Annotated in this window: 16 protein-coding genes; all 16 read left to right on the top strand. The window is 66.1% G+C overall.

The window, feature by feature from the left end; translation table 11 throughout:
- Positions 1-16 precede the first annotated feature (16 nt).
- The 16 genes from tssF to ubiA all read left to right on the top strand — a co-directional run bounded on the left by tssF (position 17) and on the right by ubiA (position 24,883).
- Positions 17-1,867, top strand: coding sequence for a type VI secretion system baseplate subunit TssF (gene tssF / locus VHAB30_RS29955; RefSeq protein WP_159279610.1), 1,851 nt, complete (start codon positions 17-19; stop codon positions 1,865-1,867).
- Positions 1,831-2,952 (top strand): type VI secretion system baseplate subunit TssG, encoded by a 1,122-nt coding sequence (gene tssG / locus VHAB30_RS29950; protein ID WP_159279609.1) that lies wholly within the window; start codon positions 1,831-1,833, stop codon positions 2,950-2,952. Before tssF ends, tssG begins: the two co-directional genes overlap by 37 nt.
- 41 nt (positions 2,953-2,993) lie before the next feature.
- Positions 2,994-5,720 carry a type VI secretion system ATPase TssH gene (gene tssH / locus VHAB30_RS29945; protein ID WP_159279608.1) on the top strand — a complete coding sequence of 909 codons (2,727 nt, stop codon included), beginning with the start codon at positions 2,994-2,996 and terminating at the stop codon, positions 5,718-5,720.
- 38 nt (positions 5,721-5,758) lie between these two features.
- Positions 5,759-8,560, top strand: coding sequence for a type VI secretion system Vgr family protein (locus tag VHAB30_RS29940; protein WP_159279607.1), 2,802 nt, complete (start codon positions 5,759-5,761; stop codon positions 8,558-8,560).
- Positions 8,548-9,543 carry a hypothetical protein gene (locus VHAB30_RS29935; protein WP_159279606.1) on the top strand — a complete coding sequence of 332 codons (996 nt, stop codon included), beginning with the start codon at positions 8,548-8,550 and terminating at the stop codon, positions 9,541-9,543. The genes VHAB30_RS29940 and VHAB30_RS29935 overlap by 13 nt, the downstream gene beginning before the upstream one ends.
- A complete protein-coding gene (locus tag VHAB30_RS29930; RefSeq protein ID WP_159279605.1) occupies positions 9,540-12,944 on the top strand; it encodes a T6SS effector BTH_I2691 family protein in 3,405 nt (1,134 codons plus the stop codon). The genes VHAB30_RS29935 and VHAB30_RS29930 overlap by 4 nt, the downstream gene beginning before the upstream one ends.
- A gap of 6 nt (positions 12,945-12,950) precedes the next feature.
- Positions 12,951-13,865 (top strand): DUF6708 domain-containing protein, encoded by a 915-nt coding sequence (locus VHAB30_RS29925; RefSeq protein ID WP_159279604.1) that lies wholly within the window; start codon positions 12,951-12,953, stop codon positions 13,863-13,865.
- Positions 13,866-13,903: 38 nt separating this feature from the next.
- On the top strand, positions 13,904-14,422 hold the full coding sequence (locus VHAB30_RS29920; RefSeq protein ID WP_159279603.1) for a hypothetical protein: 519 nt from the start codon (positions 13,904-13,906) through the stop codon (positions 14,420-14,422).
- Positions 14,423-14,575: 153 nt separating this feature from the next.
- Positions 14,576-17,488, top strand: coding sequence for a type VI secretion system Vgr family protein (locus VHAB30_RS29915; protein WP_159279602.1), 2,913 nt, complete (start codon positions 14,576-14,578; stop codon positions 17,486-17,488).
- Positions 17,485-19,302, top strand: a complete 1,818-nt coding sequence (locus tag VHAB30_RS29910) for a hypothetical protein (RefSeq protein WP_159279601.1) — start codon at positions 17,485-17,487, stop codon at positions 19,300-19,302. The genes VHAB30_RS29915 and VHAB30_RS29910 overlap by 4 nt, the downstream gene beginning before the upstream one ends.
- Positions 19,299-20,405: a PoNe immunity protein domain-containing protein gene (locus VHAB30_RS29905; protein ID WP_159279600.1), complete on the top strand. Its 1,107-nt coding sequence runs from the start codon at positions 19,299-19,301 to the stop codon at positions 20,403-20,405. The genes VHAB30_RS29910 and VHAB30_RS29905 overlap by 4 nt, the downstream gene beginning before the upstream one ends.
- A gap of 36 nt (positions 20,406-20,441) precedes the next feature.
- A complete protein-coding gene (locus VHAB30_RS29900) occupies positions 20,442-21,410 on the top strand; it encodes a PoNe immunity protein domain-containing protein (protein WP_159279599.1) in 969 nt (322 codons plus the stop codon).
- 22 nt (positions 21,411-21,432) lie between these two features.
- Positions 21,433-22,176: a hypothetical protein gene (locus tag VHAB30_RS29895; protein ID WP_159279598.1), complete on the top strand. Its 744-nt coding sequence runs from the start codon at positions 21,433-21,435 to the stop codon at positions 22,174-22,176.
- 67 nt (positions 22,177-22,243) lie between these two features.
- Positions 22,244-23,209 (top strand): LysR substrate-binding domain-containing protein, encoded by a 966-nt coding sequence (locus VHAB30_RS29890; RefSeq protein WP_062474802.1) that lies wholly within the window; start codon positions 22,244-22,246, stop codon positions 23,207-23,209.
- A 136-nt stretch (positions 23,210-23,345) separates the two neighbouring features.
- Positions 23,346-23,930, top strand: a complete 585-nt coding sequence (locus VHAB30_RS29885) for a Dps family protein (protein ID WP_159279597.1) — start codon at positions 23,346-23,348, stop codon at positions 23,928-23,930.
- An 89-nt stretch (positions 23,931-24,019) separates the two neighbouring features.
- The gene (gene ubiA, locus VHAB30_RS29880; RefSeq protein ID WP_159279596.1) at positions 24,020-24,883 is read left to right on the top strand and encodes a 4-hydroxybenzoate octaprenyltransferase; all 864 of its coding nucleotides are present in this window, start codon (positions 24,020-24,022) and stop codon (positions 24,881-24,883) included.

The following is a 24,883-nucleotide window of genomic DNA, read 5'->3' as shown; positions in this document are numbered from 1 at the left end:
GACCCCGACGCCCACCATGGACGAGTTGCTGCCCTTCTACGAACGCGAGCTGGCCTTCCTGCGCGGCTACTCGCAGGAGTTCGCCAAGGGCTACCCGAAGATCGCCGCGCGCCTGGCCATCTCGGCCGACGCCAGCGAAGACCCGCACGTCGAACGCATGATCCAGTCGTTCGCGTTGCTCACGGCCCGCATCAGCAAGAAGCTCGACGACGACTACCCCGAGCTCACCGAAGCGCTGCTCGAGGTGATGTACCCGCACTACCTGCGGCCCTTTCCGTCGTGCTCCATCGCGCAGTTCGACGCCGGCGGCGCGGCGCTCGCCAAGCTCAGCAAGCCCGTCACCATCGCGCGCGGCACCGAGCTCACCTCGCAGCCGGTGCGCGGCGGCGCCTGCCGCTTTCGCAGCGTGTACGACGTCACGCTGGCGGCGGTGCAGGTGTCGAACGTGGTCTATCACTCGGTGGTGAATGCGCCCGCGCAGGCTTCGCTGCCGCGCAACGCCACGGGCTGCCTGTCGGTCACGCTCGAGGCCACCGGCGAGCAGAAGTCGCTCGGCACCCTGGCGCTCACGCTGGCGCGCCTGCGCACCTTCATCGACGCCGAGCCCTCGCTGGCCACGGCGCTGGCCGACGCCATCTTTTTGAAGACGGCCGCCGTCTTCGTGGAGCCCGAGCGCAGCGGCAAGTGGACGCTCGTGCAGGGCGAGGCGCTGCACCCCGTCGGCTTCGAGGAGGCCGATGCGCTCATCGAACTGCCGGCGCGCTCGCACCCCGCGTACCGCCTGCTCAGCGAGTACTTCGCGTTCCCCGAGAAGTTCAACTTCGTCGACATCGACCTGGCGAACGCGCTGCGCCACATCGGCTCGTGCCGCTCGATCACGCTGCACCTCGTGATGACCGGCGTGCGTGCCGATTCGCCCACGGCGCGGCTGCTCGAGGGCGTGTCCAGCCGCAACCTGCGCCTGGGCTGCACGCCCGTCATCAACCTCTTCAAGCAGCGCAGCGACCCGATCCGCGTCACGCACGCCGCCGCCGCGTACCCCGTGGTGGCCGATGCGCGCCGCGCCTTCGGCTTCGAGGTCTACAGCATCGACTCGGTCAAGCTCGTGAAGCAGACCGCCGAGGGCGACGCCTACATCGAGTTCCGGCCCTTCTACTCGCTGCACCACGGCGAGCATCCGAAGGAGGCCGAGCACTACTGGTTTGCGCGGCGCAACGAACTCGTGGCGCAGCGCAGCCCGGGCTACGAGACCGAGCTCTCGATCGTCGACATCGACTTCCAGCCCTCGCTGCCGCAAACCGAGACGCTGAGCATCGACCTCACCTGCACCAACCGCGACCTGCCGCATTCGCTGGCCTTTGGCCTGCCCGGCGGCGACCTGTTCATCGAGGGCAACTCGGTGGCGCGCTCGATCCGCATGCTGCGCCGCCCGACGCAGACGCTGCGCATGCCGCGCGGCAAGGGCGTGCAGTGGCGGCTGGTGTCGCACCTGTCGCTCAACCACCTGTCGCTGGCCAACAGCGGGCTGCCGGCGTTGAAGGAAATGCTGCGGCTGTACGACCTGGGCCGCTCGGCCGTGTCGGCGCGGCAGATCGAGGCCATCACCGCGATCGAGCAGCAGGCCACCACCCAGTGGTTGCCGGGCAAGCCCTTCGCGACCTTCGTGCGGGGCATCGAGCTCAAGCTCACGGTCGATGAGACCGGCTTCGTGGGCAGCAGCCTGCAGGCCTTTGCCCGCGTGATGGACCATTTCTTCGGTCTCTATGTGCACCTGAACAGCTTCACCCAGTTGGTGATCGTTTCGGCGCGCGACAAGGAGGAGCTGGTGCGATGCAAGCCCCGCAGCGGCGAATCGATCCTCCTGTAGCCGAAAGGCTGCTGCGCGAACCCTACCGCTTCGAGTTTTTCCAGGCGGTGCGGCTGATCGAGCTCATGCTGCTCAAGCGGCAGGAGCGCGACGTGCACCAGCGCCTGGTGCCCGGCGAGCGCATGGTGCCGCGCTGGGTGCGCTTTCGCAGCTCCACGAGCCTGAACTTCCCGCCCAGCGAGATCGAGGCGCTGGCGGTGCGCGACGCCGTGGGCGAGCTGATGTCGGGCGCGCAGCTGTGCGAGCCGCCGCTGCCGCATGAGGACGAGCACGGCCTGAGCCGCATCGAACTCACGCCCGCGTCTTTCGGCATGCTGGGCGTGTCGGGCGCCTTGCCCATCGTCTACACCGAGATGCTGATGCGCCGCGAGCAGCATCTGCGCGACAGTTCGGCGCGCGCCTTTCTGGACGTGTTCAGCAACCGCGCCGCCGCGCTCTTCTATGCGGCCTGGCGCAAGTACCGCCTGCCGCTGCACTACGAGCACGAGCGCAGCCGCGCCTACCTGCCGGTGCTGCTGTCGATGGCCGGGCTGGAGCACACGGCCCAGCGCGACCCGCTGACCGACGGCACGGGCACCGTGTTCGACGAGACCGTGGCCGGCTACGCCGCCGCGGTGCGTCACCGGCCGATGTCGGCGGCGTACCTGCAGCGCGTGCTGTCCGATTACTTCCGCAGCCACATCCGCATCGAGCAGTTCCTGGGCAAGTGGTACGACATGCCCGTGCAGCAGCGCTCCAGGCTCGGCGAAGGCAACGTGAGCCTGGGCCAGAACGCGATGGCCGGCGAGCGCATCTGGCAGCGCGACCTGCGCATCCGCCTGTGGATCGGCCCGCTCAAGCGCAGCGCGCTGCGCGAGTTCTTTCCGGGCCGCGCGCATGCGAAGGCGCTCGAAAAAATGCTGGCGTTGCTGGCCGGCGTGACCTGCGAATACGAAGTGCGCCTGATCCTGGCGCGCGAAGAAGTGGCCGCCGTGCAGCTCAGCGACAGCGGTGGCAGCCACCTCGGCTGGGACAGCTTCATCACCACCCGCGAGGCCGAGGGCGACCGCAGCGACACGCAGTACGAGCTTCAGCCCCTGCAGTGACCCTTTCAACGAACACGACCGACAGAACAACACCACCGCTCATGAGCACCTCGCTGAAGACACTGATCACCAAGCTCAACGCCAGCGCACGCATGGCCACGCAGCGCGCTGCCAACCTGTGCCTGGCCCACGGCCACTACGAGGTCGACCTGGAGCACCTGTTCCTGGCGCTGCTGGAGCAGACCGACAACGACCTCGCGCGCGTGCTGCGTGCCAACCGCATCAGCGCCACCGCGATCCAGTCGGACCTGGAGCGCGAGATCCAGACCTTCAAGAACGGCAACACGCGCACGCCGGTGTTCTCGCAGCACCTGCAGCAGCTGTTCCAGCAGGCGTGGCTCTTGGCCTCGCTCGACGCGCATGCGGCGCAGATCCGCTCGGGCCACCTGCTGCTCGCACTGCTCACGCAGCCCGACCTCGCGCAGCTGGCGCAGCGCGGCTCGCCGTTGTTCGCGAAGATCCGCCTCGAAGACCTGAAGCACGACTTCGACAAGCTCACCGACGGGTCGAGCGAAGCGGCGGAAGCCGGCGCCTCGGGCGAGGCCGCCGAAGGCGATGCGCAGCAACCGGCGGCCGACCCGCTGGCCGCGGGCGTGCCCGGCAAGACGCCCGCGCTCGACCAGTTCACCACCAACCTCACGCAGCGCGCGAAAGACGGCGCGCTCGACCCGGTCATCGGCCGTGACACCGAGATCCGCCAGGTCATCGACATCCTGATGCGCCGGCGCCAGAACAACCCCATCCTCACGGGCGAAGCCGGCGTCGGCAAGACGGCCGTGGTCGAAGGGCTGGCACTGCGCATCGCCGCGCAGGACGTGCCCGAGTCGCTGCGCGCCGTGGCGCTGCACACGCTGGACATGGGCCTGCTGCAGGCCGGTGCCAGCGTGAAGGGCGAGTTCGAGAACCGCCTGAAGAACGTGATCGCCGAAGTGAAGAAGAGCCCGCACCCCATCGTGCTCTTCATCGACGAGGCCCACACCATGATCGGCGCGGGCGGCCAGGCCGGGCAGAGCGATGCGGCCAACCTGCTCAAGCCCGCGCTCGCGCGCGGCGAGCTGCGCACCATCGCCGCCACCACCTGGGGCGAGTACAAGAAATACTTCGAGAAGGACGCGGCGCTTGCGCGGCGCTTCCAGGTCGTGAAGGTCGAGGAGCCCAGCGAGACGCTGGCCGCCGCGATGCTGCGCGGCATGGTGCCGCTGATGGAGAAGCACTTCAACATCCGCGTGCTCGACGAAGCCATCACCGAGGCCGTTCGCCTGTCGCACCGCTACATCAGCGGGCGGCAACTGCCCGACAAGGCGGTGAGTGTGCTCGACACCGCGTGCGCGAAGGTCGCGCTCGGCCAGAGCGCGACGCCGGCGTTGATCGAGGAAGCGAACCGCGGCCTTGAACGCATCGAGGCCGAGAGCGCTGCGCTGGTGCGCGACACCGCGGCCGGCGGGCGCCATGAAGCGCGCCTGGCCGAACTGGCGGAACAGAAGAGCGCACTGCAGGCCGAGCTGGCCGCGAGCCAGCAACGCCTGGCCGAAGAGAACGCGCTGGTCGAACGCATCCGCGCGCTGCGTGCACAACGCGACGAGTCGGCCGCGCAGCAGTCCGAGGCCGCACCCGCCGTGGCGGAGAAAGCGCCGGCCCGCGCCGCCAGCCGCAAGAAAACCGCTGCCGCCGCCGACCCCGCACGCGACGAACTCGATGCCCTGCTCACCGAACTGCGCGCACTGCAAGGCACGACGCCGATGGTGCCGCTGCAGGTCGACGGCCACGTCGTCGCCGAGATCGTCTCCGCATGGACCGGCGTGCCGCTCGGTCGCATGGTCAAGGACGAGATCAAGACCGTGCGCGCCCTCGACACCCTGCTGGCCGAGCGCGTGATCGGCCAGGACCACGCGCTCGCCGCCGTGGCCCAGCGCGTGCGCACCGCCAGCGCGCGCCTGGAAGACCCCAACAAGCCGCGCGGCGTGTTCATGTTCGTCGGCCCCTCGGGCGTCGGCAAGACCGAGACCGCGCTCGCGCTGGCCGACATCCTGTATGGCGGCGAGAAGAAGCTCATCACCATCAACATGAGCGAGTACCAGGAGGCGCACAGCGTCTCGGGCCTGAAGGGCTCGCCGCCCGGTTATGTGGGGTATGGCGAAGGCGGTGTGCTCACCGAGGCCGTGCGCCGCCAGCCCTACAGCGTGGTGCTGCTCGACGAGGTCGAGAAGGCCCACCCCGACGTGCTCGAGATGTTCTTCCAGGTGTTCGACAAAGGCATGATGGACGACGCCGAAGGCCGAGAGATCGACTTCCGCAACACGTTGATCATCCTCACCTCGAACATCGGTTCGTCGCAGATCATGCAGGCGTGCCTGAACAAGGCCGACGACGAGCGCCCCGCGCCCGACGCGCTGGCCGACGCGCTGCGCCCCGTGCTCATGAAGGCCTTCAAGCCGGCCTTTCTCGGCCGCATGAAGGTGGCGCCGTTCTATCCGATCACTGATGCGGTGCTCGAGCAGATCATCGCGCTCAAGCTGGGCCGCATCCGCGACCGCATCGCGACCAACCACAAGGCGGTGTTCGAGTGGGACGACGCGCTGGTGGAGGCCGTGCTCGCACGCTGCACCGAGGTCGACTCGGGCGCGCGCAACGTCGACCACATCCTCAACGGCACCTTGCTGCCCGAGATCGCCGAGGCCGTGCTCACGCGCATGGCCGACGAGACGCCGCTGGCCAAGATCAAGGCCAGCTGCGGCAAGGGCGGCGAGTTCCGCTACCGGATCACCTAGGCGCAGCCGCCGCGCGTGCCCACGGGAGAACAAAAACAATGACGACGACCTTCACATCGGCCTCGCTCGGCGGGCTCATGCGCGCGGGCACCACGCAGCGCGATCGCCTGCTGGTGCTGCACACGCCGCTGGGCGAGAACAAGCTGCTGGCCGAGCGCCTGGACGGCGTGGAGTGCATTGACGGCGGCGGCTTTCGCTTCGAGCTCACCGCGCTGAGCGACGACGCGCACATCGAACTCAAGACCCTCATCGGTCAGGGTGTGCGGCTCGATCTGCAGACCGCGCAAAGCCGCACCGAGCTGCGCCCCTTCCACGGCCATGTGAGCGAGGCCGAGTGCGTGTCGAGCAACGGCGGCATGGCGCGCTACCGGCTCGTCATCGAGCCATGGATGGCCTTCCTGCGCTATCGCCAGGACAGCTGCCTGTTCCAGCACCAGAACGTGTTCGACATCGTCGATGCCGTGTTCAGTCGCTGCCAGAGCCAGGGCCAGCTCGTGCCCCAATGGCGCTGGGAGATCGCCCAGCGCGACATCTACCCCGTGCGCGGCATCACCACCCAGTACCAGGAAAGCGACTTCGACTTCGTCGCGCGGCTGCTGGCGGAAGAGGGCCTGTGCTACTGGTTCGAACACGCCACGGGCAAGGACGGTGCGCTGGGCAGCCACACCCTCGTCATCGCCGACCACAACGGCGCCTTTCGCGCCAATGCCCAGCCCACCATTCGTTTCCACCGCGCCGATGCCAGCGAGCGCGAAGACACCATCCAGCAGTGGCGCGGCCATCGCCAGCTGCAGACCAACAGCCTCGCGCAGCAAAGCTGGGACTACAAGAGCGTGAACGCACGCCCCGTGCAACAGCAAAGTCGCGCCGCGGGCCAGCGCACCCTGCACTGGAGCGACGACCCCGGCGCCTACGGCTGGGAGACCTCCGCGCAGGGCGAGCGCCTGCTCGCCAACGCCCTGCAGGCGCTGGAGCTGCGCAACAAGCGCTTCGAAGGCCGCAGCGCCGTGCGTACCCTGGCGCCCGCCACGACGTTCACGCTGAGCGGACACGAGCAGCACGACAAGGACAGCGAGCAGGACCGCCGCTTCGCCGTGCTGGCCGTGCGCCACATCGCACGCAACAACTTCGACGAAGACCTGAAGACCGGCATCGGCGAGCGACTGGGTTTGCCCGACATCGCCACCGAGCTCGACAGCGGCAATGCCGACGCAAAGGCAGACGCCGTCACCCACTACCGCAACGAATTCACCACCGTGCGCGCGGCCATCCCCTACCGGCCGCTGAGCCTGGACGGCCACGGCCAGCGCATCCATCCCAAGCCCAGCGTGCACGGCAGCCAGAGCGCCATCGTCATCGGCGTGGGCGGTGCTGACGCGCCGGTGCACACCGACCGCGACCACCGCATCAAGGTGCAGTTCCACTGGCAGCGCGGCAGTGCGTCGAGCGCGCGCCAGTCGCGCACCGACGGCCAGGACAACGCGCCCGCCGCCGACCGCCTGGGCGCGTGGGTGCGCGTGGCCGCCAGCGCCGCCGGCGACAACTGGGGCCAGATGAGCTTGCCGCGCGTAGGCCAGGAAGTGCTCGTGGAATTCCACCACGGCGACATCGACCGCCCCGTGGTCGTCGCCGCGCTGTACAACGGCGCCGGCCAGGTCGACGCCCAGCACAACCAGAAACCCGCGGGCGCCGCCCAGTCCACCGGCAACGCGCCCGCGTGGTTCGCCGGCGAAGGCAAGGGCGCCAAGGAGCACGCGCACAACGCCGTCTTCAGCGGCATCAAGACCCAGGAACTGAGCGCCAGCCAGAGCGGCGACGGGGGCTATAACCAGCTCGTCTTCGACGACACCCCCGGCCAGGGCAGCACCAGCCTGGCCACCACCCAGGCCAGCAGCCGCCTGCACCTTGGCCACCACAAGCAGCAGGACGACAACGCCCGCGGCAAGGGCCGCGGCCACGGCGCCGAACTGGCCACCACCGCGCAAGGCGCCATCCGCGCCGGCGCGGGCCTGCTCGTGAGCGCCTATGCCCAGCCGAACGCCAAGGGCGCGTTCATGGCGAGCCGCGAAGCGCAGCAGCAGACGAAACAGGCGGAAGAACTCGCCACCTCACTCGCCCAGAGTGCGCAGACGCAGAAGGCGCAGATCAAGGGTGAAGGCGCTCCTGGCGAACTGCCGGCGATTGCTGCGCTGAAGCATGTGGCCGAAGTGCTGGAGGCGAAGCAGGAAGGTGGTGCTGCGGCATCGGGCAGCAACGCTGGTTCAGGCGGCGGCGACATCAAGGCCACCGAAGGCGGCCACGGCAGCGTCACCGCGTACAGCGAGCCGCACCTGCAGTTCAGCGCGCCGATGGGCATCGGCTTCGTCACGCCGAAGGAAGTGATCGCCGTGAGCGGGCAGCACACCGCGATCGTCGCGAGCCAGGATGTCGACATGCCCGCGCAAGGGCAGATCGCGGTGAGCGTGGCCAAGGGGGCGAGCCTGTACACAGTCGGGGCGAAGGCCGGTGAAGGCGGCGAGCCGAACCAGGAGCGCGGCATCACACTGCACGCGGCCAGCGGCAAGGTGAGCCTGCAGAGCCAGGCTGGCGCCACGAAGATCGCGGCGGACAAGAAGGTGACGATCGCCAGCACGGCGAAGGACGTGGCCGTGGAAGCGCCCAAGCACGTGCTGCTGACGAGCGCGGGGGCGTACATCAAGCTGGAAGGATCGAGCATCAAGATCCATGCGCCGGGGAAGGTGACGTTCAGGGGGATGCATAACTTTGTCGGACCGGCCGGCTCGGCGGCGCAAGCGGCGGTGCCATCGGGCACGCTGGACCCCTGCGAATGGAAGACATGAGCGAAGCGGCGGAGATGGGCGAGCACCTCGCCGTGGCGCAGGCACTGCGGGAGCAGCTGTGGCCTCACCTTGATACCGATGCGCCGCGGTGGGTGCTGGCGCTGCTCGATCCCAACCATCCGGTGGCGGTTCACGACCCACTGCATGTGACGCGTCTCGCCCAGCGCCAACCGCCCGTCGAATGGCTGCCGGTACGTCGCGAAGACTTTCTTTCGTCACCCGAGCTGTGGCCCCAACTGCTGGTGCTGCGCGCGCCCGATCGCAGTGGCTGGATCGACGGGCCCCTGCTCGACCTGACGGTGGCCCACGCGCTGGAACGTCGCACCAGCATCAACGGCGCTTACGTCTGCGGATGGCTGGTGACGGACCGAGACCCGGCGGACATCGCCAGGCAAATGAAGCGCGCCTTGCAGCAACGCATGTCGTTCCTGCAGCAGCGTGCACTCGCCTGGTTCGAGCCGCACCGCTGGGCGTTGCTCATGGCTTCGGAAGATGCCCGCGCGTGGCTACGTACGGCGATGGCCGGCGTGCACAGCTGGAGCTGGATCGACCTGGCCGGGCATCTGAACGAAACCTTGTTCACCGGACACAACGAAGCGCCCGTCGCCGGGGCATTGACCGGTGCGGACTGGGCCCGGCAGCAAAGGGTGCCGCAGGCGCGGCAGGTGGTGCTCGCCCTGACCAAGGCCGACATCGATCTTCCCGCCGATGCCGAGCGCCACATCGATCAGGCCCTGCTGCAAGCGGACGTGCTGGGGTTGATCCTGCTGGAAGACCGGCTGTGCTTTGCGCTGCACAGCATCGGGATCGGCCCGCAGTGGCATCGGCATCCGGCAGCCACCGCATGCATCGAGTGCGCAACGAACGGCGAGTCCACGCTGGCGGATGCGCTCGACGCGCTGGACGACGAAACGCTGCACCGGATCGCCATCACTGCCGGCGAACACGTCGGCACGAAGACAAGCAAGGAGTTCATGGCATGAATGCAACAGCAAGGGGAGTCAAGGCCAGAGGCGGCGCTCACGGCGTCCGCCAGGCCAACGCCGCATCGCGGCAGGTCGCCAGCTGCACGGGCGGCGGCAATTGCCCGCTCTGCCAACGCCTGGGGCTGCCTGTGCTGCTTCTGCGGCACGCGGTGGTGCACAACTATGTCAGTGGCGGTCGCGGCTATGCGAAGTATCCGGGGCAGTTGGGGGAGAAGGTCGACGACAAGAAGCTGAACCACCACAGCTACGCCCTGCGCACGCTGCGCCAGGGCTTCGTCTACGTCTACTTCGGCAAGGCCGGGCATTGGCACGTCTATGCGGTCACGCCCAACGGCTACCTGCGACTGCTGCCCGATCCCGACGACATCGACTGCAAGACGCACCGCGACCTGTCCGTGCAGTGCGAACGCAAAGGGGACGGCATCCCTGCCAGCTTCATCCACCTGCCGACCAAGGTGGTCGAGAAGGGCGGCAACATATGGATCGCCTTCAGCACCGCCGCGTGGACGAAGGCCGTGCGCACCCGCTACGAAAAAGATCCCGGAAAGCGGATGCAGGTGTTCGACGTGGCCAAGCTTGCCAGCACACCCGGCGGGCAGGCGCACACCTTCGCACCCACGGCGCAGATGCTGCACGATCACGTCGAAGAATACGCAGCCGACCAGACGGAACTCACCAGCCGTCGGACCTACCAGGCCATCGAGGTCTACACCGCGAAGAAGCTGAACCTGACCTGGGAAGACGCCACCCCGCTGACCGCGGCGCGCATCGGCAAGGCGCCGGAGACCGGCAACTACGTCACCGCGTACGAGGCAGCCAGCGGCGGCAAGAAGATCTCCGGCGTGGCCCTGATCGACGCCGTCGGCATCGTGCAGGAGCTCAATGCCAGCCGGTTGTATTTCGTCGAAGGCCGCAGCAGCTACTGCGCGATCTGGGAGCGGCCCCTCACCATCTCGCGTTCCATCCTGGGTCTGAAGGCCTTGACGGAACAGAACGCCTTGCAGTCCCGCGAGGTGCAGGAGGCGGCGAGCAAGAAGCCCGACGTACAGACCGAGACCTACCATTTCCCGGACGACCTGGGGGGGCAGACCGCCACGGTCACCACCACCCGCGCCCAGCGCGCGGCGGACGACGCCCGCCAGATGTGGGGCCGGCTCGCAAGCAACTACGACGAAGCCAAGCGCAAGAGCTTCCAGGACAAGTTCGATGAGGGGCTGCGCGTGCTCTGGACGCTGGTCGAGAATTGCGACACCGACTGGGTCGCATGGGCGAGAGACCCGCAGTGGAAAACCTGGTTCGACGACTTCGACCCCGAGAGCGCGGAACAGCAGGCCGAACTGGTCAAGGCCTTTGCGCCCTGCCTGGCCGGCGGCATCGTCGAGTCGCTGCTCGCGCCGAAGGCCTCCGGCCCCGCCGCGGTCACGGGCAAGGGGACTGCCTCGGCGGCCGGCAAGGCGGCGACGACAGCCACCAAGAACGCGGCCGCCGCGCAAAACACAGCCGGCTATATCTTGTGGAAGGAATGGCTGGCAAAGCAGCCGGCAGCGCCCGACAACCCCGTGTACCGCGCGCTGTTCGGCAATCGCCAGGCAATCCTTGACAACCTATTGCCCGACGGCGGCGACGTCAAGAAGGGCGACAAGATCTACGACACCGTCAAGGGGCTGGTCGGCTCCGACGAGTTCGAGCGGTTCCTGCTCGCGCCGGTCAAGCAGGCGGCGGGCCTGACCAAGCTGGCGATCACCACGGCGATGAACCGGCTCGGCGACCAGCTCCAGGAAGCGGCCCATCAGGGCATCATGCGTGCGCAGGCGGCGGCCTTCAAGCTCTACGACAAGGTCGACGTCCTGATCTTCACCGCCAACATCACCGTGCAGGAATACGTCGACCTGCTGTCGACGCAGGCCTTCAACAAGGCGCAGGCGGTCACGAAGGCACTGAATCTCCAGGGCAAGCAAGCGGTGCGCTCGATCCTGGTCGGCGGCATGGGGGTGCTTCGCATCCGCAACCCGCTGGCGCGCAACACCGTCATGACCGTCACCTTCTGCCTGGTGATCGAAAGCGAGCAACTGGCCCGGATCGCCTCTCTCAAGGGCGAGGAACTCAAGAACTGGCTGCGTGAAAAATCCGGCCTCAAGACGATCTCCGAGAAGGCAAAAACGGCCGCCCGGATGGCCTCCGCGGAAGTCGGCAAGCTCAGGCTCAGCACGATGACGCTGGGCGTGCGTGCCGAGCAACTGCTGACGGAGCTGTCGCAAGGGCTCAGCTTCAGCGGCCACGAGGTCAACGAAATGATCGGCGGCATGCTCACCCGCAGCCGCACCCTGCTGGCCGGCAGCACCGAAATCGGCTGGTCGGCCGGCACGGCATTTTTCCAGTGGTGGGTGCTTCGCCAGTCGTTGAACGACTACCGCAAGGCGTTCGGCGAGCGGCTGCCCGATGCCCAGATGGCGATGGCCTCGGCCGTCACGGGAACCACGGGCGCGACCATCGAGGCCTTCGGGCAGGGCATGAAACTGATAGCCAAGGTATCGAGCCAGGAGGCAGGGACCGCGTTGGCGCTCTCGGGCGCGAAATGGGCCTTGCGCGGCAGCGTGGTCGCGGCGGGAGCAGCGATGTTCGATGCCATGATCGAGGCCAACGCGGCACAGCGCAGCGGCGCCAAGGGTGACCACACGGCCAGAGTACTGCACACGGCCGCGGCACTCGCCTTCACTGCCGCAGCGGTGACGGGCACGGCGGCTGTCCTGAGTGGATCGACGGCCATCTTCGCGACAGGCACGCTGCTTGGGCCCTTCGGCTGGGCCATTGCGCTGGTCGCCATCGGCGTGCTGTTCGCCATGGCCGCCGCCAATGCCGAGCGCAGCGTGGCCGAGGTCTGGCTGGACCGCTGCTACTTCGGCAAGCACGAGCGCACGGAAGGCGCCTGGACCGACGCGCAACACGCCGACGAACTGGCCGGCCTCAACGCCATTGCACTGGGCCTGGATGGCAGCGTGGGCTACAACGACGACTGGCTGGGCGTGGGCGCCGTGCGTGGCTATGACACGGTCAAGATGATGGTGCGCGTGCCTGCATTCGAGCAGGAGACCTCGGCCTTTGCGGTCACGCTCTCGCTGCTTCATAAAAAGCGGGGCTGGATCCAAGCGATTCAGTTGCGCTCGCCGAACCTTGCCCACCTGCCGTCGCAAGACTGGAAGAAGGACTATGGCCGGGAGTCGGACGACTGGATGCATCAGCCCGTGGCCGATTGGAATATGGCCAGGAAGACGCTGACCGGCGAGGTGGAAGCCAGCACCAAGTACTTCCAGAAAGTGCACCTGCGCATCGACTACTGGCAGGACTACGTGGCGTCCCCGGATGCCTATGCCCTGTTCGAACTGGCCGATGAGGACTGACCGGCCATGATGCAAAAGCAGGGTCGCCTGCTGCCACCGGTGACGCACTGGTTCGAAGACCAGCCCGACGGCGATGCGCCGGCGCGCGGCGTGCCATCGACGTGCGGCAATCTCAGGCATGTCGATGCGAACTACCTGGAGATCTCGCGCACCGAGACGCTGATGCGGGGCGTGGGGATCTGGGCCGGATGTTTTTCGCTGGCGGCCTATTTGTATTTCCTGTTGTCCACGCCGTTCGATTTCTGGAGCCTGGTGCTGCTGGCCATCGCCCACATCCTCGTCGTGTTTGCCTTGTTCTTCTTTCGTCTGGACACGAGGGTTCCTTCCGACACGCCCGTTCGCTTCAATCGCGCCCTAGGGAAAATCTACGCCTACGAATTCAAGTGGAAACCCAACCCGCTGGTCCGTTGGCCCCAGAGCATCAAGGTCTTCGATTGGGCCCACGTGCATGCCGAAATCACCCGGCAGGCCGGCAACAGCGGCACCACCTACGCGGTGCGCTACGCGTTGTTTCTCAGTCATTGCAAGCCGGGCACGCTGGAAGTGCTGGACCGCATCCAGCTGGGCGGCAACACGCTGGATGAAGCCGACATGCGGCGCCTGTGGGACTACTGCCGTCTCTACATGCTGCAAGGCCCCGATGCCTTGCCGACGCAGACGCCACGGCTTGACGACGTGAGTTTTCGGCGCTGCTTCTTCTTCTTCATGCCATTCCTGGACCCGACGACAGAAGGCCGCGCCTATCGCCAGCAGATGCATATCGTCGAATGGATCGCCAGCATCTTTCTGATGATGCCCGTGTGCTGGCTGCTGTTGCCTCTGGGCCTGATGCGCTATGTCGCCTTGAAGCTGGCGCCCAGGGCGACATGGCCGGTGGAGCTGGATGTTGAATCGCGTGGGGCACTCACAGCGGCCCGCTGACTATTTCTTGTGCGACGACGCGCCCTCATTTTTTACTCATGAAGCGACTGTTTTTATTCTTGGCGTTGGTGGTTGTGGTCGTTGTGCTGGCACTGGTGGCTTACCGGGGCTATCGGGTCAACGCAAGCACCTCCGATGTGTCGACCGCGGTATCGAGCGACGAGAGCCGGGCCCAGGGAAGGCTGTTGGCCACGCTGCGTTTCGATGCATCGTCTTTTGGCGATTGCTCGGTCCATGACGCGTGGCTGGAAAAGTCCTCCACGTTCGTGACGCGCAGCTGGTTCGGCATCCGTCTTGGAAATGAAACCATTCCCACCGCCGCCATTCATGTGGTCCTCGACATGCCCAAAGATCCGTTCCTGCCTGCGCAGATCTTGAGCTTCGATGAGACGAACCCGACCGCGTCCAGCCTGGGACTGACCGGCTCGTTCACCCAGACCGTCACGATCAATGCAAAGCGCTACCGGCTGTTCGGATCGAACACCGTGTTTCCGCCGCCTGCGGTCATGACATTCAGCTGTGGCACAGCAAACGCACATGCAACGTTGGCGAACTAGGATTTTTCCGGTCCATGCGATGTCGATCGGCCAGCCCCTGAACCGACAGGGCGGGAAGATCGCGCGCGGCCATGCATCGAACGAAGACCGGCACGACCGGCACTGACACCAGGGAGGTGGATATCCATGTCATCAGACACATCAAGCAGCTTCATGCCGACGCCATGGAAGCTCGAAGGCCTGAACGTCGCGCGGCTTTCGGAGCAGGCGCGGCTCATCAAGCTGCAGCTGCCCGCGTCGGCGCCGCAGAACGCCGTCGTCGTCGAGCGCTTCACCGGCACCGAGGGGCTCAATGAACTCTTCGACTTCACCATCGACACCCTCGCCACCTCGAGCGAGTTCGACCCGTTCGCGCTGATCGGCGAAGAGCTGAGCCTGCGCCTGCTGTTGGCCAACGGCAGCTTTCGCACCTGGCACGGTTACCTCACGGCCGTCGATGCGCTGGGCGGTGACGGCGGTCTGGCGCGCTACCGGCTGCATCTGCAGCCCTGGCTCGCCGCGCTGGGCTTGCGTCGCGACAGCTTCGTGTACGCCGCCAAGCACGTGCAGGACATTGTCAGTGAAGTGTTCGCCGACCACACGACCGCAAGCTTCAGCTTCGAAGTCACGCAGGAGATGACCGTGCGGCCCACCTGCGTGCAGTACCGCGAGTCGGACCTGGCCTTCGTGCTGCGCCTGCTGGCGGAAGAAGGCCTGAGCTTTCGCTTCGAGCACGAGCAGCAACAGCCGGCGGGTGGCGGGGGCGGCGCTGGGAACAACACCACGCCCTCGCACCACCGCCTGGTGATCTTCGACCGCGCGGCAACCCCGCCCGACTGCGCCTTGTCGCAGATCCGCTTCCACCGCGTCGACGCCACCGAAGCGACCGACGCCATCACCGCTTGGAGCAGCCGGCGCCAGGTCACTACCAACGCCGTCATGCGCAACGCCTGGGATGCCAGCGTGCTTCAGGCCCCCATCGGCGCGGTGCAGAGCGCGCTGGCCATGGGCGACGTGCCCGTGCTGGAGCACTACGACGGCGCCGGCGCGCAGCGCTATGCCGACAGCGCCACCGCCGCCCGCCGCGCCGAGCAACAGCTGGTGGCCTTCGAGTCGCGCATCAAGCGCTACGGCGCCGCAAGCAGTGTGCGACAGCTCGGTGCCGGCGAGCGCTTCACGCTCACGCAGCACGACCGCTACGAAGGCCGCAAATTCCTCGCACTGCGCGTGCGCCACGAAGCGGCCAACAACCTCGGCGCACAGGCCGCGCAGGTGCTCGAGGCTGGCGAGCTCGAGAAGGGCAGCTACCGCAACGGCTTCGAGGCCCAGCCGGCCGAGGCGCAGGTCGTGCCGTTGTGGCGCCCCAAGCCCACGGCCCCCGAGGCCATGGTCGCGCTCGTGGTCGGCGGCGATGACGACGAGGCACCGACCGCTGTCCACACGCAACGCGACCATCGTGTGCAGGTGCGCTTCCATTGGCAGGCCCAGCGTGCGGGCCAGCAGCAATCGACGAGCAGCGGACAAGGCAGCCTCGTCGCTGCCGGTCGCCACGCCAGCAACCGCCAGTCGGTCTGGCTGCGCGTGGCTGCCCCTGTTGCCGGCCCGAACTGGGGCGCACATCACCTGCCGCGCGTGGGCTCCGAAGTGCTCGTGTCCTTCATCGAAGGCGACATCGACCGACCGGTGGTCGCCCAGCAGCTGTACAACGGACAGGATCTTCCGCCTTGGTCGGCTGGCACCGATTCATCGGCCAACCATGCGGGTGTGCTCTCGGGCTGGCACAGCCGCGCGCTCGACGGCAGTGGCTACAACCAGTGGATCGCCGACGACGCGCCCGGACAGGTGCGCACCCGCCTGGCCAGCTCGCACGCGGCCAGCCAGCTCAATCTGGGCCACCTCAACGCCCAGTCGCCCGACGAGAGCAGCCGCGGCGCCTGGCGCGGCTGCGGCGCCGAGCTGCGCTCCGACGCCTGGGTCGCGACGCGCGCCGGCGAGGGCCTGCTGATCTCCACGCTCGCCCAGGAGCGCGCGACGGGCAGCGTGCAGGACACCACCAGCTTGCGCGGCCAGCTCGCGGGTGCGCTGCGCGAGGCGCAGAAGCTGTCCGATGCGGCCGGCGGCGCGAAGGCGCTGGCGCTGAGCGCCACGGCGCTGCTGCAGCCGCTCATCGACGACATCGATCCGCAGAAGAACGGGCACTATCCCGGCAGCGTCAACGGACAGGATGCGCGCGAGCCGAAGGGAGGAGAAGGTGCAGGTTCGCGCGAAGGACAAGACCCCGTGCCCGCCTTTGCCCGCCCGCTCATGGTGCTCGATGCGGCCATGAGCCTGAACATGGCCACGCCCGCCAGCGCGACTGTGTACGCAGGCGAGGCGATCCATTGGACTGCGCAGGCGCAGGCCCACATCGCAGCGGGCAAGACCGTGAGCTTTGCGGCCGCTAAATCCGTGGGGCTGTACAGTCACAAGGGCGGCATCCAGGTCATCGCGCAGGACGGGCCGGTGAGCGTGCAGGCGCACACCGACGAACTCGAATGGCTGGCCAAGGAAGGCTTCACGGTCACCAGCAGCAATGACGAGATCCACGTGCTGGCGAAGCAGAAGATCACGCTCAAGGGCGGGCAGACGAGCATCGAACTGGATGGGGCGAACATCACCTTGAAGATGCCGGGGCTGTTGGATGTGAAAGGGACGAGCAAGAGCTTTGTGGGGCCGAAGGGGAATCCGGCGGAGTTGCCGGCGTTGCCGGTAGGACTCTCGGAGTTCAAGCAAGCCATCGAACTCAGCTACCAATACGACGATCTGGAGCCGGTCGAAGGCGCACCGTACAAGGTCATCTTCAGCGACGGCAGTACGCGTGAGGGCCTGCTCGACAAGCAGGGCTTCGCGCGCCTCGAAGGCACGCCCCCTCTGCCGTATCACGTCGAACTTGGCGAAGACCAGCGGGCATGGAAACCACCGCCGCTGGAGCCTTTTGATCCGCACAAGGAAGTAGAGGACGAGGTCCGGCGTCAGCTCGATGCCGCGCGTCAGAGCCTGGATCCGTCCGTGGGGGCCGACGGCGGCAGCGAGGGAGTCACCGCATGAGCGAAGTGCTTGTTCAAAAAAGTGAAGGCGGCCTGCTCGACACGATCGGCAAGTTCTGCATGGATTTGATCCTCGGTGATTTCGAGGAAAACCCCAGCAACGCCGCGATGGTGGTCAACGGGCTGATCCAGCTGATTCCCATTGCCGGACAGGTGCTGGCGGCGCGCGACGTCTGCGGAATGATCTTCCGGATTTCGCGCATCGGACCGGCCAAATGTGGCAAGAACGAGTGGATGGAACTGGCGATTGCCGCCTTTGGCTGCATCCCGGAGGTCGGCGCACTGTTCAAGAGCATCGTCAAGCCGCTGTGGCGAGGCAGCGCGGCCCTCAAGGGCTCGGTGCGCGGGCAGGCCTTCATCAGCGCGATGCTGGGCAAGTCCAAGGGCGCCGCCATCACCTTCATCAAAACCTTCAACTGGGCCGGACACACGCAGGCGGCGATCCAGCAGGTCGACCAGGGGTTGACGCTGTGCGACCAGTTCCTGGCCTACCTCGAGCAAGAGCATTGGTGGGAGCCTGCCGCGCTGCAAGGTCTGGCACATGACATGCGACCGCAGCTCAAGGGTCTCAGTGGCCCCCTGCACACCGGCCTGCGGGAGGGCACCGAGGCACTGCGCGAATTCCTCGTCACGCTGTTGGGCGAAGACGGTTACGCCGTGGCGCAGGCGGCCGCTGCCGCAGCATCGACGTCGTCGAGGGGCGCGCGCGGCGGTGCCACCCCCACGAGCCATGCACGCGCCGCGCCCGCCACTCCTCACGCGAAGAAGTCGGCAAAACCTGCCGAAGAGCAAAACAAGCAGCACGACCCTGCTGCTACAACCCGGCGCCAGAACGCAGAGGCAGGAGGCGGTCCCAAGACCATCGCAAGGCGCATCACCCGGGCCGCATGGGCGGAAATCGGCAGCCGCTACAAGGGCCTGCTCGGTGAACACATGGCTCACTACCACCACATGAAGCTGCACGCGCCCGGGAGCTGGCCGCACGGCACGGTGAAGGACCGACATCCCAATGCCCGGTGGACGGGCGAAAAAAAGCTGGTGACGGAGCTGGGCAAAGAGGCCACGCCGACCGAACTGGTGCCCGAACATCTGGTCCGCATCAACCAGAGCGGTGTGGACGGCGTATGGGCACTGGGCAACAAGACCTATCATTTCGTGGAAGCCAAGGCGAACGAATCGGCTGGAGCGATGTTCGGCCAAGGGGCCTCGGATTGGAAGGAACTTGCCAAGGAAGAACCGCCTGCCAGCACCGAGGCGAAGCCAAAAGGCAAGGGCACCAAAAGAAAGAGCACCGCTCCACGCGCGCCAAAAAAGCTGCGGCCCCCGCCCGGCATGACAGAACGAGAGGTGGCCCTGTGGTGCATGCTGTCGCAGCCAAAGAAGGGGCTGCAGATGTCGGAGGAGTGGGCGAAGGCCACGGTCTCGTCGTTGATCTGGGATCGCAATGAAGCTAACCGTTGGGTTTACGGGTACTTTGCAATTCCTGGTACTAGCCCGCCCAAGGACTACACGCCAGCAGCGGGCGGGCCGCTGAAGAAAGAAATGGCCCCGGGCATGCCGGAGCACGTCGCTGTCAGCGCCGAGGTGGCGAGGCGCGCGGTGGCCGGGGGCGACCTCTACGATCTGGCGCTTCACGATCAGCACAAAGCCGATCACACCCCGTCAGATATCTTCACCGCAGGAGAGATTGACGCAGTCTCAGAGCGCTATGACCGAGTCAAGACTGCGGCTGCAACCAAGCAATCGCCATCGGCACCTCCAACACAGCAGCCACTCCCATCACCGGGTCGGCGTACTGGCAGAAATCGTCAATGAGCAAACCAAAGAAACCTACCTTGATGTCAGAGCCTGACGACATGCATCTGCGTCGTCGCCAACAGTTCCTTTACAAGGCGCTGTATGAGAACGTGCGAACTCTACAACTGGAGTCCATTGATGTATCAGTTGCTGGGGTTGAACGAAAGCAACCTGGCACGCAAACGTACGTCGTCGCACAGGCATTTGTCTACCATGAAAAATTCTGGCTCTGGATGCTCGACTACACAGCGGGTGTTGATCTGGACACGCTGGCCCCGCAACTTGCTGGCATCGTGGACGAATTCGTGCGCTGGAATGATGCCAACGTTCCCTATCGAAAATATCTCAAAGAAAAATACGCGGAAGAGGACAAGCAGCAGGGCATCACCACGCGTCTAGATGTGTCTGCTGTCGATTTTGACAATCAGATTTGGTTCGAAGACGCCCTGCAACTCGTCAGCGTCGCCATCCTGTTGCGTGATGCGCGCTCGGTCAAGCGCATCGTCAAGGCGATGGTCTTCAACCGCTACGCCGATGCACTGTACGAACAACTGATTGCAGATTTTGTGGATGACCCGCAGGAAGACATGCAGGCGGTGCTGCATGATGCGCCCTACAGCACGCTGGTCGAGGCCTACTTCGAGGACGATGACGCCAAGGCCGTCGCACTGGTGAAGGACTACCTGAAGAATTGGTACAAGCATCAGGACGGTGCGCGTTGGTACAACGCCCACCTCAAGATCGAAGACGATCTGTCGTTCTACTACGGCTACTGGGCCTTCGAGGCTGGCGCGACGTGCTTCCTGCTGGACCTCGACGACAGCACGATCGACCACATGGTGTATCCGAAGGACCTGGTGGCCTACGCCCGCAAGCTGCAGGCCGACGGTCGTTGGACGACAACGAAGGACGCGCCACTGGAAACGGAAGCTGCGGCGTCGACCATGCTCAATTGCCCTGGTGGTGAGGCCTGCCCGAAATCAGGCTGGTGGTTCACACCTGCGAAAGTCGGAAGTCGTCGCTATTTCGAAGCTGGGGAGACCATGCCCGTCATCGAAGGAAGCGACTACGGCGCCACCTTCTGGCAGTGGGATACCGATCAGACCGGGCCCAACCCCTGATCCACCGCCGGGCCGGCGAACTGGCAGGAATCGTCTATGAACAAACCCGAGAAACCAGCCCTGTCGCCAGAGCCCGACGACATGCGCCTGTGCCGGCGTCAGCAGTTTCTCTATACGGCGCTGTACGAGAACGTGCGGACTGTTCAGCTTGAAGCCATCGAAATTACAAGATCTCAAGTCTCAAAAAGACGCCCTGGCACCGATGACAACGTGTTGGCCCATCGAGCTCATTACAACGAGAAGTTTCGTCTCTGGATGCTCGACTACACCGCAGGTGTCGAATTGGATGTACTTGCGCCGCAACTCGCCGGCATCGTGGATGCGTTTGTCCGCTGGAATGATGCGAACGTGCCGTTCCGAATCGCCTTGAAGGAGGAGTTCGCAGAGCACCACAAGGAGTACGGAGGCACGACCCATCTGGACGTTTGCGCCGTCGATTTCGAAAACCAGATCGAGTACGAGAACGCGTTGCAACTGCTCAGCGTCGCCATCCTGTTGCGCGATGCGCGCTCGGTCAAACGCATCGTCAAGGCGATGGTCTTCAATCGCTACGCCGATGCACTGTACGAACAACTGATTGCGGATTTTGTGAGCGACCCGCAGGAAGACATGCAGGCGGTACTGCACGATGCGCCCTACAGCACGCTGGTCGAAGCTTACTTCGAGGACGATGACGCCAAGGCCGTCACGCTGGTGAAGGACTACCTGAAGAATTGGTACAAGCACCAGGACGGTGCGCGTTGGTACAACGCCCACCTCAAGATCGAAGACGATCTGTCGTTCTACTACGGCTACTGGGCCTTCGAGGCTGGCGCGACGTGCTTCCTGCTCGGCCTCGACGACAGCACGATCGACCACATGGTGTATCCGAAGGACCTGGCGGCCTACGCCCGCAAGCTGCAGGCCGACGGTCGTTGGACGACAACGAAAGACGCGCCACTGGAAATGTCAGCCACAGCCTCGACGAGGCTCGATCGTCCTGATGCCGGGGTTTGCCCGAAATAAAGCTGCTGGTTCAACCTGTCCCATGTGGCTCTACCTGCATCACACCGCCTCCGACCTCATCGACCTGGACCCCACAACCGGCCATTGGCGCCCCGTCGACGACGCCGAGAAACCGCCAGGCGCCTCGGTACTCGCCGACCTCCCGGTCACAGGCGGCTACACGATCGAGAACGACAAGCGTTACTACAGCTACTGGACGTCCGACGAGAAGTTCGTCTTTCGCGCCGACGACGGTGCCGTGTTCGAGATCTGCCAGAAGCGCGGCGACGGCTCCGTGGTGATATTCTTGCCCGTCCTGCGCAGCGAGATCGCGCCTTCGCGGTATGGCGATGGGCGTTTGCGGCAGGGCTTCAGCCAGTTCCGGCTGATGGATGCTGCAACAGGCCAGGTCGTCTTCGAGCTGGACTACAACGCCGAGCGCTATCAACGCCTGTACCAGGCCGACTTCACCGCCGCGGCGGCGGAGCAGGATCTGTCCGACTGGGATTTCTTCATCGCCTTGCAAGGCGCCATCGAGATCTTCGAAGAGCGTGCCGCGTCCGGCCGCGTCGCGTTCACCGCGGAGGTCGATGGCTCGGCGCAGATCCAGGGGCATCGCATGCGCCGCGATGAGCTGCTGTTTGCGGACACGGGCCAAACCTGCCCCCGCTCGGGCATCTGGGCCTGCCTGATCGACCTGCGCGTGAGCGTGGCGGTCACACAGGGCGAGCCGATGCCCTCGAACGGCGGGCAGCCGGTGCAATGGGTCTGGAGCCGCGCCGACTGAGCGCAGCCGCGGCTTTTAACCCCGCCCCAGCCGGGTCACAGACCCTTGCGCATAATTGACGCAAGCTATGACTCTCACCGAACTCAAATACATCGTCGCAGTCGCCCGCGAGCGGCACTTCGGCAAGGCGGCCGAGGCCTGTTATGTGTCCCAGCCGACGCTTTCGGTGGCCATCAAGAAACTCGAGGACGAACTCGAGGTCAAGCTCTTCGAGCGCAGCGCCGGTGAAGTGACCGTGACGCCGCTCGGCGAGCAGATCGTCCAGCAGGCCCAAAGCGTGCTCGACCAGGCCGCCAGCATCAAGGAGATCGCCAAGCGCGGAAAAGACCCGCTGGCCGGCCCGCTGAACCTGGGCGTGATCTACACGATCGGCCCGTACCTGCTGCCCGACCTGGTGCGCCAGGTGATCGCGCGCACACCGCAGATGCCGCTGGTGCTGCAGGAGAACTTCACGGTCAAGCTGCTCGAGATGCTGCGCGCCGGCGAGATCGACTGCGCGATCATGGCCGAGCCCTTTCCCGACACGGGCCTGGCGATGGCGCCGCTGTACGACGAGCCCTTCATGGCGGCGCTGCCCGTGAAGCACAAGCTGGCCGACCGCGAGTCGATCACGTCGGAAGAGCTGCAGAGCGAGACGATGCTGCTGCTGGGCACAGGCCACTGCTTTCGCGACCACGTGCTCGAAGTGTGTCCCGAGTTCGCGCGCTTCTCGAGCAACGCCGAGGGCATCCGCAAGAGCTTCGAGGGCTCGTCGCTGGAGACCATCAAGCACATGGTGGCCTCGGGCATGGGCGTGACACTGGTGCCGCGCCTGTCGGTGCCGGCCGAGGCGCTCAAGCCGAAGGTCAAGGGGCGCAAGGAGCCCGAGCAGATGGTGCGCTACCTGCCCGTGCGCGACGCGCAGGACCGCGACCCGCCGATGCGCCGCGTGGTGCTGGCCTGGCGCCGCACCTTCACGCGCTACGAGGCCATTGCGGCGCTGCGCAACGCGATCTACGCGTGCGAGCTACCGGGTGTCAAACGCCTCTCCTAGCGATTCGGGGCCTTCGCCTACGCGCGGGCTGTTTGGGATCGCTGATCGCTGGGATAGAGTGAAGCTGTTGCGAAGCCGCCTGCCGGCTTTCAGAATTTCGGTGTTGTCACCCAACTTCAAGAAAGACCCCTCCGCCATGGCCAAACCCTCGAAGAAAACCAAGTCCCCGTCGCCCGCAGCTTCCGCCGGCAAGGTGCCCAAGAAGGGCGGCGCCGTCGTCGCGCAGGAGTCGGGCAGCCGCAACGCGCCGATCATCAACATCGGCATCGAACGCCAGGACCGCGCGGCCATCGCCGAAGGCCTGAGCCGCGTGCTGGCCGACACCTACACGCTGTACCTCACGACGCACAACTTCCACTGGAACGTGACGGGGCCGCACTTCAACTCGCTGCATGCGATGTTCATGACGCAGTACACCGAGCTGTGGGGCTCGACGGACGTGATCGCCGAACGCATCCGCGCGCTGGGCCACTACGCGCCGGGCTCGTACGCCGAGTTCAGCAAGATCGCCACCGTGCCCGACGTGCCGCAGACCCCGCCCAAGGCGATGGAGATGGTGCGCATCCTCGTGAAGGGCCACGAAACGGTGTCGCGCATCGCGCGCGAGTTCATCCCGGTGGCCGAAGAGGCCGGCGACGACCCGACCGCCGACATGCTGACCGCGCGCTGCACGGTGCACGACCAGACGGCCTGGATGCTGCGATCGCTGCTCGAGGACTGATGACGTCGTCCTGATGCTCTCCCGGTGCGCCGGGAGTCCCTTCAAGAGCGGCACAATGGCCGCTCTTTTTTCGCCTGCCCGTCCGCCGCATGCCTCTCGCCCGCCGTTTTGCGCTCTACCTCGATCTGATCCGCTGGAACCGGCCGGCCGGCTGGCTCTTGCTGCTGTGGCCCACGCTGGGCGCGCTCTGGTTCGCGGCCGACGGCTGGCCCGGCTTGCACCTGCTCGTGGTGTTCACGCTCGGCACCTTCCTGATGCGCAGCGCGGGCTGCTGCGTCAACGACGTGGCCGACCGCGACTTCGACCGGCATGTGAAGCGCACGGCCCAGCGGCCGGTGACGAGCGGCGCGATGTCGGTCAAGGAGGCGTTGGGGCTGGGCGCGGTGCTGGCGCTGCTGTCCTTCGGGCTGGTGCTCACCACCAACCGCACAACGGTGCTGTGGTCGTTCGCGGCGCTGGCGATCACGCTGATCTACCCGTTCGCCAAGCGCTTCGTGTCGATCCCGCAGGCGGTGCTGGGCATCGCCTTCAGCTTCGGCATCCCGATGGCCTTTGCCGCGGTGCAGTCGACGGTGCCGGCCTTTGCCTGGTGGCTGCTGGCGGGCAACCTGTTCTGGGTGCTGGCCTACGACACCGAGTACGCCATGGTGGACCGCGACGACGACCTGAAGATCGGCATGAAGACCTCGGCGATCACCTTTGGTCGCTTCGACGTGGCGGCGGTGATGGCCAGCTACGCGATCTTCCTGGCGGTCTGGATCTGGGCGGGTGCCAGCCGGTCGCTGGGGGTTCTCTTCTATGTAGGCATTGCCGCGGCGGTGGCCCAGGCACTCTGGCACTGGCGCCTGATCCATGACCGCACGCGCGAGGGCTGCTTCAAGGCCTTCCGCGAAAACCACTGGCTGGGTTTCGCGGTGTTTGTCGGCATCGTGGCGGGCTACACCGTCCGGTAG

It is taken from the genome of Variovorax boronicumulans, assembly GCF_009811375.1.
In the GTDB taxonomy this organism is placed as follows: domain Bacteria; phylum Pseudomonadota; class Gammaproteobacteria; order Burkholderiales; family Burkholderiaceae_C; genus Variovorax; species Variovorax boronicumulans.
The sequence above is the reverse complement of the archived record's forward strand: the minus strand, read 5'-3'. Positions and strand labels throughout refer to the sequence as shown.

Coding starts and splice junctions, on each gene's coding strand:
- tssF (WP_159279610.1), top strand. CDS start 17: ATGGACGAGTTGCTGCCCTTCTACGAACGCGAGCTGGCCTTCCTGCGC.
- tssG (WP_159279609.1), top strand. CDS start 1,831: ATGCAAGCCCCGCAGCGGCGAATCGATCCTCCTGTAGCCGAAAGGCTG.
- tssH (WP_159279608.1), top strand. CDS start 2,994: ATGAGCACCTCGCTGAAGACACTGATCACCAAGCTCAACGCCAGCGCA.
- VHAB30_RS29940 (WP_159279607.1), top strand. CDS start 5,759: ATGACGACGACCTTCACATCGGCCTCGCTCGGCGGGCTCATGCGCGCG.
- VHAB30_RS29935 (WP_159279606.1), top strand. CDS start 8,548: ATGGAAGACATGAGCGAAGCGGCGGAGATGGGCGAGCACCTCGCCGTG.
- VHAB30_RS29930 (WP_159279605.1), top strand. CDS start 9,540: ATGAATGCAACAGCAAGGGGAGTCAAGGCCAGAGGCGGCGCTCACGGC.
- VHAB30_RS29925 (WP_159279604.1), top strand. CDS start 12,951: ATGATGCAAAAGCAGGGTCGCCTGCTGCCACCGGTGACGCACTGGTTC.
- VHAB30_RS29920 (WP_159279603.1), top strand. CDS start 13,904: ATGAAGCGACTGTTTTTATTCTTGGCGTTGGTGGTTGTGGTCGTTGTG.
- VHAB30_RS29915 (WP_159279602.1), top strand. CDS start 14,576: ATGCCGACGCCATGGAAGCTCGAAGGCCTGAACGTCGCGCGGCTTTCG.
- VHAB30_RS29910 (WP_159279601.1), top strand. CDS start 17,485: ATGAGCGAAGTGCTTGTTCAAAAAAGTGAAGGCGGCCTGCTCGACACG.
- VHAB30_RS29905 (WP_159279600.1), top strand. CDS start 19,299: ATGAGCAAACCAAAGAAACCTACCTTGATGTCAGAGCCTGACGACATG.
- VHAB30_RS29900 (WP_159279599.1), top strand. CDS start 20,442: ATGAACAAACCCGAGAAACCAGCCCTGTCGCCAGAGCCCGACGACATG.
- VHAB30_RS29895 (WP_159279598.1), top strand. CDS start 21,433: ATGTGGCTCTACCTGCATCACACCGCCTCCGACCTCATCGACCTGGAC.
- VHAB30_RS29890 (WP_062474802.1), top strand. CDS start 22,244: ATGACTCTCACCGAACTCAAATACATCGTCGCAGTCGCCCGCGAGCGG.
- VHAB30_RS29885 (WP_159279597.1), top strand. CDS start 23,346: ATGGCCAAACCCTCGAAGAAAACCAAGTCCCCGTCGCCCGCAGCTTCC.
- ubiA (WP_159279596.1), top strand. CDS start 24,020: ATGCCTCTCGCCCGCCGTTTTGCGCTCTACCTCGATCTGATCCGCTGG.